This window comes from Pseudomonas sp. AKS31, from assembly GCF_023634765.1.
Lineage (GTDB): Bacteria > Pseudomonadota > Gammaproteobacteria > Pseudomonadales > Pseudomonadaceae > Aquipseudomonas.
In genome coordinates this window covers 1-16325 of record NZ_JAMLFX010000009.1, presented here as the reverse complement: position 1 = coordinate 16325, position 16325 = coordinate 1, and the positions used below count along the sequence as shown (strand labels likewise).

Here is a 16325-nt window from a genome sequence, read left to right as displayed (position 1 = left end):
CTGCTCGCGAAAGCGGTAGGTCAGTCATATTGATGTTGAATGTGCCAACCTCTTCGCGAGCAGGCTCGCTCCCACATTGGATTGACGGTGCGCCTCTCAGCTCAGTTCACCACTGAACTCCACCACCGGCATCTGCCGCTTCATCAACACCTTGCCACCGCGAATCGAATACAACGGCAGCCCCTGACTGCGGATCACCTCGTAATCGCTGTCCGCCGACAAGATCAACAAGTTCGCCGGGCGCCCCTGTTCCAGGCCATAACGCTCGCCCAGGTGCATGGCCTTGGCGCTGTTGTCGGTAACCAGATCCAGCGCGCTTTGCAGGTTGCGATAACCGAGCATGTGGCAAATGTGCAGCCCCGCCTCAAGCACTCGGAGGATGTTGCCGTTGCCCAGCGGATACCACGGGTCGACGATGGAATCTTGACCGAAACACACATTCATCCCCGCTTCGAGCAGTTCATTCACACGGGTCACGCCCCGGCGTTTCGGGAAGTTGTCGAAACGTCCTTGCAGATGAATGCTCTCGGTCGGGCAGGAGACAAAGCTGATCCCGGAATGGCCGAGCAAACGGAACAGTTTGGCGCAGTAGGCGTTGTCGTAAGAACCCATCGCCGTGGTGTGGCTGGCGGTGACGAGCGCGCCCATGTCGCGACTGCGTGCTTCTTCGGCGAGCACTTCAAGGAAGCGCGAATGCGGGTCGTCGGTTTCGTCGCAATGCACGTCGACCAGGCAACCGGTGCGCTCGGCCAGGTCCATGAGGAACTTCACCGAACTCACACCTTGATCGCGGGTGTACTCGAAATGCGGAATCCCGCCGACCACGTCCGCGCCCATGCGGATCGCTTCTTCCATCAGCTCGCGACCGTTGCGGAACGACTCGATGCCTTCCTGCGGGAACGCGACGATTTGCAGGTCAATCAGGTGACGGCTTTCCTCGCGCACTTCGAGCATGGCTTTGAGCGCGGTGAGTTGCGGGTCGGTGACGTCGACGTGGGTGCGTACGTGTTGAATGCCGTGAGCGGCCAGCGCCTGAATGGTTTTCTTGGCGCGGGTCTTGGTGTCTTCTTCGGTGATGGTGACCTTGCGTTCGCCCCAGCACTCGATGCCTTCGAACAGCGTGCCGCTCATGTTCCAGCGCGGCTCGCCGGCGGTGAGGGTGGCGTCGAGGTGAATGTGCGGCTCGACGAAGGGCGGCACCACCAGATTGCCGCCGGCGTCGAGGTCACCCGGGCCAAGGGTCGGCGCTTCGGTCTGCCGGGCGATGCTGCGGATCAGGCCGTCTTCGAGGTGTAATTCGTGCAGACCTTCCTGGTTGCGCAAACGGGCGTTGATGATGTGCATCAGGCGAATCCTTTTTTATAGATCTTGTAGTGGCGCGCTGGCGCGGCGAGCGCCGAGCACGCCGGTGACGATGACATACGTTAGCGCGGCAGCGGCGATCCCTACCAGCGGCGCGACCCACGGCGAGCTGAACGCAGCGACGGTGCCGACTGCATAAGCCCCGAGGCCCGGCCAGTTGAACGCCGGCAACCGTGCGTCGGCCAGACGCGGATAATGCCCGCGCCAACGGAAGAAAAAGTCCGCCATGATCACCCCGCCAATCGGCGGAATCACCGTGCCGAGCAGAATCAGGTACGGCACCAGCATGTCGTACATGCCCAGCAGCGCGAGCAGGGTGCCGATCACCGCACCGGCAAGGGTCACGGTTTTGCGCCGGTCGGTGCGCAGCAGGTTGCAACCGGCGACGGCGAAGTTGTAGATGGTGTTGTCCTGGGTGCTCCAGATGTTCAGCAACAGCATGGCCATCGCGGCCATGGCAAAGCCTTGCAACAGCAGCACTTCCACCACGTCCGGCTGTTGATAGACGATGGCGCCGTATGCGCCGATCAGCACCATCAGACCGTTGCCGATGAAAAAACCAATCAGGCTGGCCAGCACCGCCACGCGCGCCGAGCGCGAAAAGCGTGTCCAGTTGGTCGCCTGCGTTGCGCCGCTGACGAAGGTGCCGAACACCAGGGTGATCGCCGTCGACCAGTCCAGCGAACCGCTTGGTACGACGCTGAGCAAACCCTCGAACCCGCCAACTTTCACCGTCGCCACCCACATCGACAGCATTAGCAATAACATCATCGCCGGCACCGCGATGTACGACAGAATCTCTAGTCCGCGATAACCGACATAAGCCGTGGCGCAGAACAGCAGACCGAACAGCACCATCAAGCCGAGCACCGTGCCTTCGTCGAGATTGAAATATTTACCGATCACAACGGCAGCCGTGGCCGTGCCCCAGGCGTACCAGCCGATCTGGGTGAAACCGAGGATCAGGTCGCTGAGCTTGCTGCCGACTTCGCCGAAGCAGAAGCGTCCCATCAACACCGAGTTGAGGCCGCTTTTGAAGGCGATGTAACCCAGACCCGCCGCATACAAACCCAGCAGCAGGTTGCCGACGACAATCACCGCCATCATCTCGCCAAAACTGAACGCCACACCGAGCTTGCCGCCGGCAAACATGGTCGCGGTGAAAAACGTGAAGCCGAGCAAGACCATGGCCGTCGAGGCCAGGCCTTTGCGCGCATGCATGGGGACTTCGCTAAGCGGGTAATCGTTGCCGGGATCGTTCTGCGTCATGGGGCGGTCCTTGCTGGAATGGAGGAGACGCGGGGGAGGGTTGCAGTGGTCGTGCCAAATGCCGGGTGGCGCGGGTTATGTATAGACGAGTCGCGTCGGCAGGCGCGAAAACAGTGCACCTGAACAGACCGAGGCCCAATGTAGGAGCTGCCGAAGGCTGCGATCTTTTGATCTTGTTTTAAAAAGCAAAATCAAAAGATCGCAGCCTTCGGCAGCTCCTACAGGTGGATAGGTGTTGGGTCAGAGAAAGCGCAGCAGGGCGGCGACAATGGCTTCGGGGGCGTCTTCCTGAACGAGGTGGCCGGCGTCGGGGATCGGGTGGAATCGTGACCCCGGGATCATCTGCTGTAACGCGCGGCCACGCTCGACGGGAATCCACTGATCGTCTTCGCCCCAAAGAATCTGCACCGGGCAGCGAATCGTTGGGTACAGACCTTCGGCCTCACGGGTATAGCGCTCATCCATCTGCGCAATCTGCCGATAGAACGCCGCTTGTCCCGGATCGCCCAGCCACGGCTGCACGTAGGGCGCCAGCTCTTCATCGGCAATCTCGCGGTGAATCGCCCCGCGAATATAGGTCGGCACGATGGCGCGCTGGATGTAATCGGGCAGGCTGCTGAACGCCGCTTCATGCTGACGCACATGCTGCACGAACGGCGAACCCCAAGGTGACAATGCCACTGGATCGATCAGGGTCAGGCTGCGGTAATCCTTGCCGTTGAGCAGGTGTGCACGCAGCACGGTGGCGCCGCCGAAGTCGTGGGCGACGACGTCAGGGCACTTTAGATTCCAGTGATCGAGCAGTTGCGCCAGCAGTTGGTTTTGCACGCCGAGGGAGACGTCGGCGTCGGGCTGTTCGGAACGCCCGTAGCCCAGCAGATCGAAGTAGTACACGCGATGCGTGGCGAAAAAGTGCGGTGCGATCCGGTGCCACACGTATGACGAAAACGGCGTGCCATGCACGAATACCAGCGGTGGGCCGTCGCCGCGTATGGCGTAGCGAACTTGTCGGCCGTTGAAGTCAAAGACCTGATCCAGCAGCCAGTCTGTCATGGGCCTGTCCTCTTGGCGGGTTGGGAGCCAAAAAGCATAGGCGTAAAAAAACAGCCGTGAAGGCTGTTCTTTATTTCCCGGACAAAACACCAATCTCTCTGTAGGAGCTGCCGAAGGCTGCGATCTGTTGATCTTTGTTTTTAAGATCAAGATCAAAAGATCGCAGCCTTCGGCAGCTCCTACAAGGGAGATCTCCCAGGTTACTCGCCGCGATAGATGCAACCGCTGGTGCAGGTCTCGTGAATACGGATCGCGCTCAGTTCCGGCAGCAACGGCTTCATTTCATTCCAGATGAATTTGGCCAGCACTTCGCTGGTCGGGTTTTCCAGGCCGGGAATGTCATTCAGGTAGTTGTGATCCAGACGCTCGTACAACGGCTTGAAAATCGCCTTGATTTCGGAGAAATCGCGGATCCAGCCGGTGTGCGGATCGAGGTCGCCGCTGAGGTGAAGCGCCACTTTGAACGAGTGACCGTGCAGACGCCCGCACTTGTGGCCGTCCGGGACGTGCGGTAGGCGGTGGGCGGATTCGAAAGTAAATTCCTTGAAGATTTCCACAGTATTTTCGGCTCTGTTCAGATGGCGTTCGCCGCAGCGATTCGGGCAGGCGGCGAGTTTACCAGCTTGTGTTTGGCCGTGCTGACTAAAGGGTCAGCAAGCGCTCGGCGAGGCGACCATTGGCAGTCAGTTCGAGGAACTCATCACCTAGGCGCCGGCTCTCGTCCATCGCCGCGTGCCAGTATTTCTGCCGGCTCGGCGCATCGCCCATGAAGCGTTTGAAGTCGTTGCGGTCAGGCAGTTTGCCGTAGGGCAGGCGCGCCAGATATTCCCTGGACGGAGCGAGCAGCAGAACGTCTTGCAAGCGCTCCACCGAGGCCTTGCGCCATGGCAGGGTCTTGTCGAACCAGCCCGGAATCACCCGGTCGGTGAAGTGTGGATAGAGCACGATGCCGTCGCCGCTGTAGGGCAGGTCGAGGTGATAGTCGAGCAGCCCGCCATCGCGGAAAGTGCCAGCACCGGCGCCCGGCAAATCACGCACACCTTCCATGACCATCGGGATCGACCCCGAGGCGAGCAGGGCCTGCCGCAGGTTGCCGGCATTCAGGGCGACGAAGCGCGACGGGAAGTCGTTCAGTGCATTCACCGGCGGGGCCAGGCGTGGGTCGTGGATGATCAAGCGTTCGAAGTGTCGCGACAGCCGTGCGCGGCCGCGCAGGTTGTCGGCGATCACCGAACCCAGTGCCAGGCCCAGTCGACCACGATGGTCATCAGCCAGACGTCCCTGACTTTTCACCACCATGATGTTCAGGCGGTAATGCGCGTTGTCGAGGATGCTCGCGTCGCGGCCGTCGAGCAGGTCATTGAGCATGCGCTGCGAGCTCTGACTGATCTCGGCCATGGTCACGCCTTTGTTGAAGTTTTGCTCGGCATAGAGATGACCGAGGCGGCGAATGCCTTCTGCAGCGTCTGGCAGGCAAGCGCTGGCGAAGCGCCAGGAACCGACCGAAGCGCCGATCAGCGAACGCTCACGCGGTGCACTCGGCAGCCATTCACCGAACAGCGCCAGATCCAGCCCCTGAATCCCCAACGCCTTCGGCCCACCGGCAGCACCGGGCAGGGTGCCGACGTCGGCAGCGTTCAGGCCTTGCGCACGAATGCGCGCCATGGCACGCGGGCCGGCCTTGAGGGTGAGGGCGGGGAATTTGATGTGGATGGCGGTCATACCGGTCTCGATCGTTAGCAAGCGAACAATTATAAGCACATGTTACAAAATCCTGTAGGAGCTGGGGCAATGATGGCAATTCAGTTTCAGTTAAGTTCATCCCGCTAAGGTGCCCACCGTAAAGCAACACATAAAAATACGGAGACCCCATGAAAACCCTGACTGCCCTGTCCACTGCCGCGATCATCGGCTTCACCGCCAACCTCGCCCACGCCCGCGATCTCGGCCCCGACGAAGCCCTGCGTCTGCGCGACGCTGGTACTATCGTCTCCTTCGAGAAGCTCAACGCCACGGCGCTGGAAAAGCACCCGGGTTCGACGATCACTGAAACCGAGCTGGAAGCGGAGTACGGCAAGTACACCTACCAGATCGAAATGCGTGATCCTCAAGGGCTGGAGTGGGATCTGGAATTAGACGCGGTGACTGGGCAGGTTCTCAAGGATCATCAGGAAAAGTAATGAAGGTTAATGTTCGCGCCACCCGCCGTACGGCATTGGCGCTGGTGATTTTCTGCTCGTCAGCAATGGCTCGCGACCTCGATCAGGACGAGGCTCTGAGTCTGCGTGAGAAGGGCGTGATCTTGCCGCTGGAGCAGGTGCTGCAGCAGGCAATGGATCGCTATCCCGGCGCAAAACTGCTGGAAGTCGAGCTGGAAGAAAAACACGACGTGTACATTTATGAAGTCGAGTTGCTGACCGTCGAAGGTGTCGCCCGTGAGCTGCACTTGAAGGCCGATACCGGTGAACTTGTGAAAGACAAGGAAGATTGATCGATGCGTTTGCTTTTGGTGGAAGACCACGTACCGCTGGCCGACGAATTGCTCGCCAGCCTGCAACGGCAAGGTTACGCGGTGGATTGGCTGGCGGACGGGCGTGATGCGCTGTATCAAGGCAGCAGCGAGCCGTATGACCTGATCATTCTCGACCTTGGCCTGCCGGGTGTGCCGGGACTTGAGGTGTTGGCGAAATGGCGCGCCGGCGGTCTGGCGATTCCGGTGCTGATCCTTACCGCGCGTGACTCCTGGGCCGAGCGCATCGAAGGTCTGAAGGCCGGTGCCGATGATTACCTGACCAAACCGTTCCACCCCGAAGAGTTGCAGTTGCGCATTCAATCGCTGTTGCGCCGTTCCAAAGGCCAGGCCAATCAGCCGACATTGCAGGCAGCCGGTCTGCATCTGGATGAGGGCCGCCAGTGCGTGGTGCGCGACGGCGCCGATATTCAACTGACCGCCGCCGAGTTCCGCCTGCTGCGGTATTTCATGCTGCACCCGGAGCAGATCCTCTCTAAAAGCCACCTTGCCGAGCACCTTTACGACGGTGAAACCGAGCGCGATTCCAACGTCCTCGAAGTGCACGTCAATCACCTGCGGCGCAAGCTCGGCAAAAGCGTGATCGAAACCCGTCGCGGCCAGGGTTACCTGTTCGGCGGGCAAGCTTCGTGAGGTCGATCCAGCGCCGCTTGAGCCTGGGTCTGATCAGCGTGATGGTGGTCGTTGGCGTGGTGGTCGCACAAACCAGCCTGTGGTTGTTCGAGGTGGGTTTGCAGCGCTACCTCGAAGCTGGCCTGCGCAACGACAGTGAGAGTCTGTTGGTCGCGTTAGTGCGTGGCCCGCAAGGTTTGCAGCTGGATGAACGGCATCTGTCGCCGGCTTATCAGCGGCCGTTTTCCGGGCACTATTTCCGCATCGATTTTGCCGACAGCCACTGGCGTTCGCGCTCGTTGTGGGATCAGGACCTGCCGCTGCTCGACCATCCCGGTCTGCACAGCAATCTGCAACTGGGGCCGGACGGTCAGCAGTTGCTGGTGCTGCGCTCGGATTATCGGCGTCTGGGCCAGTCGATTTCGATCAGCGTCGCGCAGGACTACACGCCGGTGCGCGAGAGCTTCCAGCGCATGCGCCAGATCGGCCTCGGCCTGGGTCTGGCGGCGTTGTTGTTGATTTTGTTCTTGCAGCGATTGACCGTGCGCCGTGCGTTGAAACCGCTGGAAAAGGCTCGCGAACAGATCGCGCAATTGCAGCAGGGCCAGCGTTCGCAACTGGATGATCAGGTGCCGGTGGAACTCGAGCCGTTGGTGGCGCAAATCAACCATTTGCTCGCGCACACTGAAGACAGCCTCAAGCGTTCACGCAATGCTTTGGGCAATCTCGGGCACGCGTTGAAAACGCCGCTGGCGGTGTTGTTGAGCCTGGCCTCCAGCGAAAAACTCGATGCGCATCCCGAGTTACGCAAGGTGCTCAAGGAGCAGCTGGAGCAAGTGCAGCAGCGGCTCAATCGCGAGTTGAACCGTGCACGGCTGTCCGGCGATGCGCTGCCGGGTGCGTTGTTTGATTGTGATGCGGAACTGCCGGGATTGTTGGCGACGCTGAACATGATTCACGGCGAGCATCTGGCGCTGAGCTATGTCGCCCCGGCGGGATTGCAACTGCCGTGGGATCGCGAGGATTTGCTCGAATTGCTGGGGAATCTCTTGGACAACGCCTGCAAGTGGGCGGATGCCGAAGTGCGCCTGAGCGTGATCGAACGTTCGGATGGCTTTGCCCTGAGCGTCGAAGATGACGGCCCGGGGATTCCCGAAGAGCAGCGCACTGAGGTGTTCAGCCGGGGCACGCGGCTGGATGAGCAGACCCATGGGCATGGCTTGGGGCTGGGGATTGTGCGCGACATCGTCGACACGTGGGGCGGGTTGCTGGTGTTGGGCGAGAGTGAGTGGGGCGGGTTGAAAGTGGTGATCGAGTTGCCTCGGCGGTGAGCCTCTAAAGGCCCCTCACCCTAGCCCTCTCCCAGAGGGAGAGGGGACTGACCGAGGTGTGTGTTCGAGGTACACCGACCTGAAACACCGAGCTGAACTCAGGGTTTGAAAGCATCATCGTGATCCGAAACACCGAGCGAACTCAGGTTTTGAATGGCATGCAGATCGGCTCCCTTTCCCCCTCGCCCCCTTGGGGGAGAGGGCTGGGGTGAGGGGGCAAGGATCTACCTGACACCCCCCAATCTCGAATCACACCCGAAACTGATCCATCAAACTCTGCTGCTGATTCGCCAGGCTATTGAGCGACTGACTCACCCGCGCCGATTCATTCGCCTGTCCGGACAACGACTCGGTCACATCGCGGATCGTCGCCACGTTGTTATTGATCTCCTCGGCCACCGCACTCTGCTCTTCAGCGGCACTGGCAATCTGCAGGTTCATGTCACTGATTACCGTCACCGCATCGCCGATCTGACGCAGCGCGGTTACCGCTTGGCCAACCTGTTCGACACTGCCCTGAGCCTGGCGATGGCTGTTGCCCATCGAGCCGACCACATCCTGCGTACCGGTTTGCAGTTGCTCGATGACCTGACGGGTTTCTTCCACCGACTCTTGCGTGCGGCGGGCGAGGTTACGCACTTCGTCGGCGACCACGGCAAAGCCACGTCCGGCTTCACCGGCACGGGCCGCTTCGATCGCGGCGTTGAGCGCGAGCAGGTTGGTCTGTTCGGCGATGGCCCGAATGGTTTCCAGTACCGCGCCGATTTTCTCGCTGTTGGCCGCCAGCCCTTCAACTTGCACCATCGCCGCACTCATGTCGGCAGCGAGGGTGTCGATGCTCGCCGTGGTGCGATCGATCACGGTCAGGCCCTGACGGGTGGCGCGATCAGCATCCTTGGCGGCCTCGGCAGCCTGCGCGGCGCTGCGTGCGACGTCTTGCGCGGTGGCGCTCATCTCGTGGGACGCGGTGGCGACCTGATCGACCTGGCGGTATTGCTGTTCCATGCCGGCGCTGGTCTGAGTGGCGATGGCAGAGGACTGGTCGGCGGTGTTGCGCGCGTCCTGCACCGAGCGTTTCACTTCGGCAATGATCGGCTGCAACTTGTCGAGGAACTTGTTGAACCAACCGGCCAACTGGCCGAGTTCGTCCTTTTTGTCGTAGGCCAGACGGCGAGTCAGATCGCCTTCGCCGCTGGCGATGTCTTCCAGCATGTGCGCCACACCGAGGATCGGTCTGGTTACGCTGCGCGCCATCAGCCACACCAGCAGCAGGCCGACCAATGCGGCCAACACACCGAGGCTCAATTCGATCAAGGTGCCGGAGGTGTTGCTCGCATCCAGTTGTTGCTTGAGCGCTTCGGCGCGGCTGACCAGGACTTTTTCCGGCACATCCAGCAACACGCCCCACGATGGGCCGCCGGGAATCGGCTGGAACGGCGACAGCACTTTCAACTGGCCGTTGCTGTGCAGGCTGCTGACGCTGGTGCTGGAGGCGAGCTTGCTCAGCAGTTCGGTACCGCTGAGCTTGTCGACGGCATCCAGGCGCTGACTGAGTTTGCCGGCATCCGGGCTGTAGCCGGCGAGCAGGCCGGCAGGGCTGATGATGCTCACCGCGGTCTGGCCGTCATAAAGCTTCTTGCTCGCGCTTTGGCTGATCGCTTGCAGGCTGTTGAGGTTGATGTCGACCGACAGCGAGGCGATGACTTTGCCGTTGACCATCAGCGGGAAGACGATGCTGGTCATCAGCACTTTTTGCCCGTCGATCACATAGAAGTACGGTTCGATCACGCACGGCTTGAGCGTGGCGCGCGGGCAGGTGAACCAGGCGTTGGCCGCCTGACCACTGGGGCCAGTGCTGGTGTCGGTCATGTCGCTTTCCGGCAGGGCCATCGAGGTGACGTTGCCCGGCGTCGGTTGCGACCAGTACAGGGCGAACCGGCCCTTGTCGTTGCTGCCCAGTTCAGCCTGACCGGCAAACAGTTCATCTTTGCCGTCCAGCGCATTGGCTTCGAACACCAGCGACAGGCCGAGCAGGTCAGGATTGGCTTGCAGCGCCGATTTGACCTGGCGGGTCATGTCTTCGCGCAGGTCGAAGGCATCAAGGAAACGCTTCTCGGCCTGCTCGCGCAGGAACAGCACCTGCCGCGAAAAGCCGTGGCCGTACTGATAGGCGTCCATGAACTGCTGGCGAATGCCGGCGGCCTGCACTTCACCTTGCGACTCGATGCGCGCTTGCGCCGACTCAGTGAGCATCTCCATGCTCGAAGCTTTCACCAGTTCAGAACTGTGCTCCATGCGATACAGCGAAAGACCCACCAACAGGGTCACGATACCGGCCAGGCAGAGGCCGGCGAGCAGGGTGATTTTCCATTGGATGGAAAGTTGTCTGAGCGACATGGAGACGTCCTTATTCGATAAATATCTGAGACTTTGCACTGTAACGGCCCAAGAGCAGCTTTCTTGAGCTCCGAGCCGCAAGCTGCAAGCGAAAAAACGCAAAAGCTTGCAGCTTGTGACTTGCAGCTTGCCGCTGCTTCATTCACAGTGCGCGCCCTTCTAATAAGACCCTCTTTGCAAATCCGCCGGTCAACCTGTGCGGACTCATCCTGTCTGACGGTGTGTTTTCCACCGCAGTGTTTTTTGAGGTAGTGAAATGAATGCAGTCATAGCGGCGGTCGGCGTCATGCTGATTCTCAGCTTGTCCCGCGTGCACGTGGTGATCGCCCTGATCGTCGGCGCATTGGTCGGCGGTCTGACCGGTGGTCTGGGCATCGACGCCACGCTCAAGGCGTTCAACAGCGGCCTGGGCGGTGGGGCGACGGTGGCGTTGTCTTACGCCTTGCTCGGTGCTTTCGCCGTGGCGATTGCCAAGTCCGGCCTGGCCCATGCGCTGGCCGACAAGGCCCTGGCGATGGTCGATCGTCAGCACGCGACCGGCGGTGGCAGCGTCAAATGGCTGTTGATCGGCCTGTTGTGGGTGGTGGCGATTGCCTCGCAGAACATTCTGCCGATCCACATCGCGTTCATTCCGCTGCTGGTACCGCCGCTTCTTTATGTACTGACCAAGCTGCAACTTGACCGCCGCCTGATCGCCTGCGTCATGACGTTCGGTCTGATTACCCCGTACATGTTTCTGCCGGTGGGTTTTGGCAACATCTTCCTCAATGAAATTCTGTTGGCAAATGTTGCGCGCAGCGGTGTCGACATCAGCGGTATCAATGTCACCCACGCCATGGGCATTCCCGCGCTGGGCATGGTCTTCGGCCTGGCCATGGCGTTCATCACTTATCGCAAGCGGCGTGTCTACGACCTGGCGAAGATCGAGCAGGTCGAGCAAGTGGCGGTGCAGTACAACCCGCTGAGCCTGATGATTGCCGGTGTGGCGATTGCCGCTGCGTTCATCGTGCAACTGTTGTTGGACTCGATGATTATCGGGGCGCTGGTCGGTTTCCTGATCTTCTCGGTGTCGGGCATTGTGAAGTGGCGCGAGACCGATGACCTCTTCACCGAGGGCATGAAGATGATGGCGATGATCGGCTTCATCATGATCGCCGCCTCCGGGTTCGCCGAAGTGATGAAGGCCACCGGTGAGGTGCAGACCCTGGTCGAGTCGTCGGCGTCGTGGATCAATCACAGCAAGGGCATCGGCGCGTTGTTGATGCTGCTGGTCGGATTGCTGGTGACCATGGGCATTGGTTCGTCATTTTCCACGGTGCCGATTCTGGCGGCGATTTTCGTGCCGCTGTGCGTGCAACTGGGTTTCAGCCCGATCGCCATTGTCTGCATCGTCGGCACCGCCGGTGCGTTGGGCGATGCCGGTTCGCCAGCCTCGGATTCGACCCTCGGCCCGACCTCCGGTTTGAACATTGACGGTCAGCATCACCACATCTGGGACACCGTGGTGCCGACGTTCCTGCATTACAACCTGCCGTTGCTGGCGTTCGGCTGGGTGGCCGCGATGGTCCTCTGAACCCCAGCGGTGATCGTTCCCACGCTCTGCGTGGGAATGCCTCTTGTGACGCTCTGCGTCACGTTTTTGGACGCGGAGCGTCCGGGGTTGCATTCCCACGCAGAGCGTGGGAACGATCCTCATACCGAAGCTCAACTTTTGCTTGCGCGTGCCGTTAAAGCCTTTAACCACGCCAATAAAACCAAAAGAGTGAGCCTACAATGCGCCTGAGCCTCAAGGCTAAAGTCCTGTCCCTCGCCGTTCTCCCGGTGTTGCTCTTTGCGCTGGTCATCAGCCTGACCACGCTGTTCATCCTTCAGGAACAGGCGCACAAAGAGGTCGAACAGACCCGCGAACGCCTGCTCGGCGACGCCAAAGCCACCCTGCAAAGTTACGTCGCCGTGGCCATGACCACCATTAAGCCGCTGTACGACGCGGCCGCGCCGGGTGATAACGAGGCCCGCGCCCAAGCGATCAAACTGCTCTCCGGCATTCGCTACGGCAAGGACGGCTACTTCTTCGGCTACGACTCCGAGACCGTGCGCCTGTTCAAGGCCAACGACCCCGAAGGCGTGGGCAAAAGCTTCAAGGACAACCGCGACCCGAACGGCGTTTACGTCAACCGCGGCCTGGTGAGCGTGGCGAAGGACGGCACCCACTATCTGCAATACAGCTCGCCGCTGCCGGGCAACGCCAATGTGCTGGTGCCGAAACTCGGTTACACCGAATACCTGGCCAAGTGGGACATGGCCGTTGGCACGTCGGTCAACCTCGACGGCATCGAAGCGCAAGTGGCGCTGGTCGAAGCGCAGGTGCAGGAACGCATGCAAGGCGTGGTGCTGAGCATCGTCGGCGTCGCGGTGGTGGTGCTGTTGGTGATTGCGGCGGCGGGGATGCTGTTGGCCAATACCATTTTGCGCCCGTTGACCCTCATGAAAGCCAACCTCGACGACATCGCGGCGGGTGAGGGTGACCTCACGCGTCGGCTGAACATCACCAGCCAGGATGAACTGGGCGAACTGGCCGGCTCGTTCAACCGCTTCGTCGACAAGATTCATGGCCTGGTACGGCAGATCACCGAGATGACCACGCAACTGACCGGGCTGGTGACGCAAGTCTCGGATCAGGCCCAGCGTTCCGATCAGGCAATGGAGCGTCAGCGCCACGAGACCGATCAGGTCGCCACCGCGATCAACGAGATGTCAGCTGCCGCCCAGGAAGTGGCCAAGAGCGCGCAGAACGCCGCCGTCGCCGCGCAACAGACCGACGAAGAAGGCCAGAGCGCGAAACGCGTGGTGGCCGGCAGCATCAAGCAGATTCATGCGTTGGTCGATGACATCCGCAGCAGTGGCGTGTCGCTCGACAGCCTGCAGCAGGACGTGACGTCGATTGTCGGCGTGCTCGGGGTGATCCGCTCGATCGCCGAGCAGACCAACCTGCTGGCGCTCAACGCCGCGATTGAAGCGGCGCGGGCTGGTGAGGCCGGGCGTGGCTTTGCGGTGGTGGCGGACGAAGTGCGGGCACTGGCCAGCCGTACGCAGATCAGCACTCAGGAAATTCAGGGCATGATCGATCGTTTGCAGGCGGGCACGCAGCAAGCGGTGGAGGCGATGCGCCGTTCCAGCGAAGCGGGTGACGGCACCTCACAGCAAGCCAATCAGGCCGGTGCTTCGCTGGATGCGATGGCCGAGTTGATCGCGACGATCAATTCGATGAACGCGCAGATCGCCAGTGCGGCGGAAGAGCAGACGGCGGTGGCCGAAGAGATCAACCGCAGCGTGCATCAGATTGCGGTGGCGGTGGACAGCGTGGCCGATGAAACGCAGTTGGGTGCGCAGACGTCGCGCAGTCTGGCGGAGCTTGGGCAGCGTCTTGGCAAACTGGTCGGGCAGTTCCGGATCTGACAGCCTGAAAAGCCCCTCACCCTAGCCCTCTCCCGGAGGGAGAGGGGACTGACCAAGGTGTCTTGCGCCATACATCGACCTGAAAGATTGAGTCGATTATGGATTCGGTAAAGCTGTTTCAGGTCGACGTAATTCCACAGCATCCCCCAATCAGTCCCCTCTCCCTCTGGGAGAGGGTTAGGGTGAGGGGCTTTTGATTTTCAGCTTTCAGGGACGATCCCAGTAAGGCACTTCACCGAAGCACTCGACAAAGAAATCAATCACCGTGCGCACCTTCACCGACAACCGCCGGCTCCCCGGCCACAGCACTGCAATCTGCTGCGGCTCCAGACTGTTCGATACCTGATATTCCCCCAACACCGGCACCAGCGTGCCGTCGCGCACTGCTTCGCCAATCAGCCATGACGGAAACATCACCAGCCCCAAACCCTGTTCGGCGGCCTGGGTCAGGGTGTCGGCGTGGTTGCCGGTGATCGGGCCTTTCACCGAGTATGGCGTCCAGTCTTCGCCATCGCGGCGGAAAAACCAGCGCTGCTGGCCGGCCGCGCCTTTGTAAGCCAGGCACTGGTGTTGCGCCAGATCTTCAGGTTTCTGCGGCGTGCCGTGCCGCTTGAGATACGCCGGGCTGGCCGCGACCTGAAAGCGATGCGGCGCGAGAATCCGTGCCTGCATGCTTGAGTCGTGCAGCGGGCCGATGCGAAACAGCAGGTCAGCGCCTTCCTGCAACGGGTCGACGTAATGGTCGGTTTGCTGGATATCCAGTTGCAGCTTCGGATAGCGCGCGCACAACTGGCCGAGCCACGGCGTCAGATGCCGCTGGCCGAACACCACCGGGGCGTTGATGCGCACCAGTCCAGTGGGTTCGCTTTGCTGTTCCTGCAAAGCCTGCTCGGCTTCCTCCAATTGCACCAGCACCAGCCGCGCATGGTGACCGAGCATGCGCCCGGCTTCGGTTGGCGTCACCGCTCGGGTGTGGCGATAGAGCAATTGCTGATTGAGCGCCTGCTCCATCAACTGGATCTGCCGGGAGATCGAGGAGGGCGCCACGCCCTCGCGGCGGGCGACTTCGGAAAAACTGCCGTGATCGAGCACCGCGACAAACAGCCTTAGCGCTTTGAATCCGAGTTCGTTAAGCCCGTGCATATCATCCTGCTGTGCGACTTACGCAAAAGTGTTGTCCGGATGCTCCCATTTATCGCACAGCGGCGCCAGCCGATAATCCGCGCCATCGTTTACTTGAGTGGAATGTTGTTTATGCAGACGTTGGATGAGGTGAGCGTCAGCGCACCGGCGACGAAATCGGGGCTGCGCTTGTTGCTGCTGCCATTGGTGATTCTCGCGGGCATGGGCTTGTCGGTGGAGGCGGGTTTGCTCGGGCCGTTGGGCGTGCAGGTCGGGCATCTGTGGGCGACTTTGAGCATCTTTGGTGTCGGCTCGGCGATTCTGTTTTTGCTGCTGTTGTTCGCCGGCCCGCAAAAAGGCCCGGCACTGACCGATCTGCCGCGTTGGCAGTTGATTGGCGGTTTTCTGGGGCCGATGTATGTGGTGGTGCTGACGTTGGCCACGCCGCATATCGGCATTGCCATGACCATGATCGCGATTCTGTCCGGGCAGGTCGGCAAGAGTGTGTTGATCGACCACTTCGGCTGGTTCGGGGCGACGCGCAAGAAGGTCAATGCCGAGCGGTGGCTGGCGTTGGGGTTGATTGTGGCGGCACTTGTTCTGATTGCGCGGGGTTAAGTGATGAGTCTGGTTATTTTGTTGGCGGTGGTGGTGTTGGCCGGTGCGGTGTTGAGTGTGCAGGCGGCGATCAATGGGCGTCTGGGCGAGAGCGTTGGGGTGTTGCGCAGTAGTTTGCTGACGTTCGTTGTGGGTGCCGTGACGACGGGGTTGTTGATTTTGTTTTTTGAGCCGGCGCATGCGGTGAGCCTTTTGGATGTGCCGAAGTGGCAGTTGACCGGGGCGCTGTTTGGTGTGGTCTACATGATGGTGATGGTCGGGGCGGTGCCTGTGGTGGGGACGGCTGTGGCGACGGTGGCGGTGATTGTCGGGCAGTTGGGGATGGGGATGTTGATTGATAATTTTGGCTGGCTGGGGAATCCGGCGATTGAGCTTTCTTCCAGTAGGATTTTGGCGATGGGGTGTTTGGGGTTGGCTTTGGTGTTTATGTACAGGAGTTCGCGTCGGGTTGGGTGAGTTGGGTTGGGTTGGGTTGAGTACATATCCGTTGCTGCGGTCACGGCTACTTAGGGTTCCGCCCTTACGGCCATCCCTTTCAAGGTCTTCGGTAAAATCGCTGAAATTTCATTCAGGGA

At 60.7% G+C, this 16325-nt stretch carries 15 protein-coding genes and 1 pseudogene; 8 read left to right on the top strand and 8 right to left on the bottom strand.

Annotated elements, in window-relative coordinates; genetic code table 11:
- Positions 1-96: 96 nt before the first annotated feature.
- From codA to M9827_RS20585, 5 genes are all read right to left on the bottom strand, one after another.
- Positions 97-1344, bottom strand: coding sequence for a cytosine deaminase (gene codA / locus M9827_RS20605; RefSeq protein WP_250606892.1), 1248 nt, complete (start codon positions 1342-1344; stop codon positions 97-99).
- A gap of 15 nt (positions 1345-1359) precedes the next feature.
- Positions 1360-2631 (bottom strand): cytosine permease, encoded by a 1272-nt coding sequence (gene codB / locus M9827_RS20600; RefSeq protein ID WP_250606891.1) that lies wholly within the window; start codon positions 2629-2631, stop codon positions 1360-1362.
- 240 nt (positions 2632-2871) lie between these two features.
- On the bottom strand, positions 2872-3684 hold the full coding sequence (locus M9827_RS20595) for an alpha/beta fold hydrolase (protein ID WP_250606890.1): 813 nt from the start codon (positions 3682-3684) through the stop codon (positions 2872-2874).
- A gap of 200 nt (positions 3685-3884) precedes the next feature.
- Entirely contained in the window at positions 3885-4241 is a 357-nt protein-coding gene (queD, locus tag M9827_RS20590) for a 6-carboxytetrahydropterin synthase QueD (RefSeq protein WP_007915588.1), read from the bottom strand.
- An 85-nt stretch (positions 4242-4326) separates the two neighbouring features.
- Positions 4327-5406 carry a patatin-like phospholipase domain-containing protein gene (locus tag M9827_RS20585; protein WP_250606889.1) on the bottom strand — a complete coding sequence of 360 codons (1080 nt, stop codon included), beginning with the start codon at positions 5404-5406 and terminating at the stop codon, positions 4327-4329.
- 149 nt (positions 5407-5555) lie between these two features.
- On the opposite strand from M9827_RS20585, the gene M9827_RS20580 reads away from it, so the two are divergent.
- From M9827_RS20580 to M9827_RS20565, 4 genes are read left to right on the top strand one after another with little or no spacing between them, the layout of a single operon-like run.
- On the top strand, positions 5556-5864 hold the full coding sequence (locus M9827_RS20580; protein ID WP_250606888.1) for a PepSY domain-containing protein: 309 nt from the start codon (positions 5556-5558) through the stop codon (positions 5862-5864).
- Positions 5864-6175 carry a PepSY domain-containing protein gene (locus tag M9827_RS20575; protein WP_250606887.1) on the top strand — a complete coding sequence of 104 codons (312 nt, stop codon included), beginning with the start codon at positions 5864-5866 and terminating at the stop codon, positions 6173-6175. The genes M9827_RS20580 and M9827_RS20575 overlap by 1 nt, the downstream gene beginning before the upstream one ends.
- 3 nt (positions 6176-6178) lie before the next feature.
- The gene (locus tag M9827_RS20570; protein WP_250606886.1) at positions 6179-6847 is read left to right on the top strand and encodes a response regulator transcription factor; all 669 of its coding nucleotides are present in this window, start codon (positions 6179-6181) and stop codon (positions 6845-6847) included.
- Positions 6844-8157, top strand: a complete 1314-nt coding sequence (locus M9827_RS20565) for a sensor histidine kinase (RefSeq protein WP_250606885.1) — start codon at positions 6844-6846, stop codon at positions 8155-8157. Before M9827_RS20570 ends, M9827_RS20565 begins: the two co-directional genes overlap by 4 nt.
- Positions 8158-8406: 249 nt before the next feature.
- On the opposite strand, the gene M9827_RS28040 is transcribed toward M9827_RS20565, so the two are convergent.
- Positions 8407-9162 (bottom strand): methyl-accepting chemotaxis protein, encoded by a 756-nt coding sequence (locus M9827_RS28040; protein ID WP_371857720.1) that lies wholly within the window; start codon positions 9160-9162, stop codon positions 8407-8409.
- Between the two features lie 102 nt (positions 9163-9264).
- Positions 9265-9411: pseudogene (locus tag M9827_RS28035) on the bottom strand (HAMP domain-containing protein); the annotation flags it as partial.
- Between the two features lie 1399 nt (positions 9412-10810).
- Here M9827_RS28035 and M9827_RS20555 point away from each other — a divergent pair.
- Positions 10811-12127, top strand: coding sequence for a Na+/H+ antiporter family protein (locus M9827_RS20555; RefSeq protein WP_007920443.1), 1317 nt, complete (start codon positions 10811-10813; stop codon positions 12125-12127).
- A 200-nt stretch (positions 12128-12327) separates the two neighbouring features.
- On the top strand, positions 12328-14010 hold the full coding sequence (gene ctpM / locus M9827_RS20550; protein WP_250606883.1) for a methyl-accepting chemotaxis protein CtpM: 1683 nt from the start codon (positions 12328-12330) through the stop codon (positions 14008-14010).
- A gap of 207 nt (positions 14011-14217) precedes the next feature.
- Here ctpM and M9827_RS20545 read toward each other — a convergent pair whose 3' ends face one another.
- Positions 14218-15153, bottom strand: coding sequence for a LysR family transcriptional regulator (locus M9827_RS20545; RefSeq protein WP_250606882.1), 936 nt, complete (start codon positions 15151-15153; stop codon positions 14218-14220).
- A 111-nt stretch (positions 15154-15264) separates the two neighbouring features.
- Between M9827_RS20545 and M9827_RS20540 the strand changes: the two genes are divergently transcribed.
- Together M9827_RS20540 and M9827_RS20535 are read left to right on the top strand one after the other, a co-directional pair.
- Positions 15265-15750, top strand: a complete 486-nt coding sequence (locus M9827_RS20540; RefSeq protein WP_095051024.1) for a DMT family transporter — start codon at positions 15265-15267, stop codon at positions 15748-15750.
- A 3-nt stretch (positions 15751-15753) separates the two neighbouring features.
- A complete protein-coding gene (locus tag M9827_RS20535; RefSeq protein ID WP_250606881.1) occupies positions 15754-16206 on the top strand; it encodes a DMT family transporter in 453 nt (150 codons plus the stop codon).
- Positions 16207-16325 lie beyond the last annotated feature (119 nt).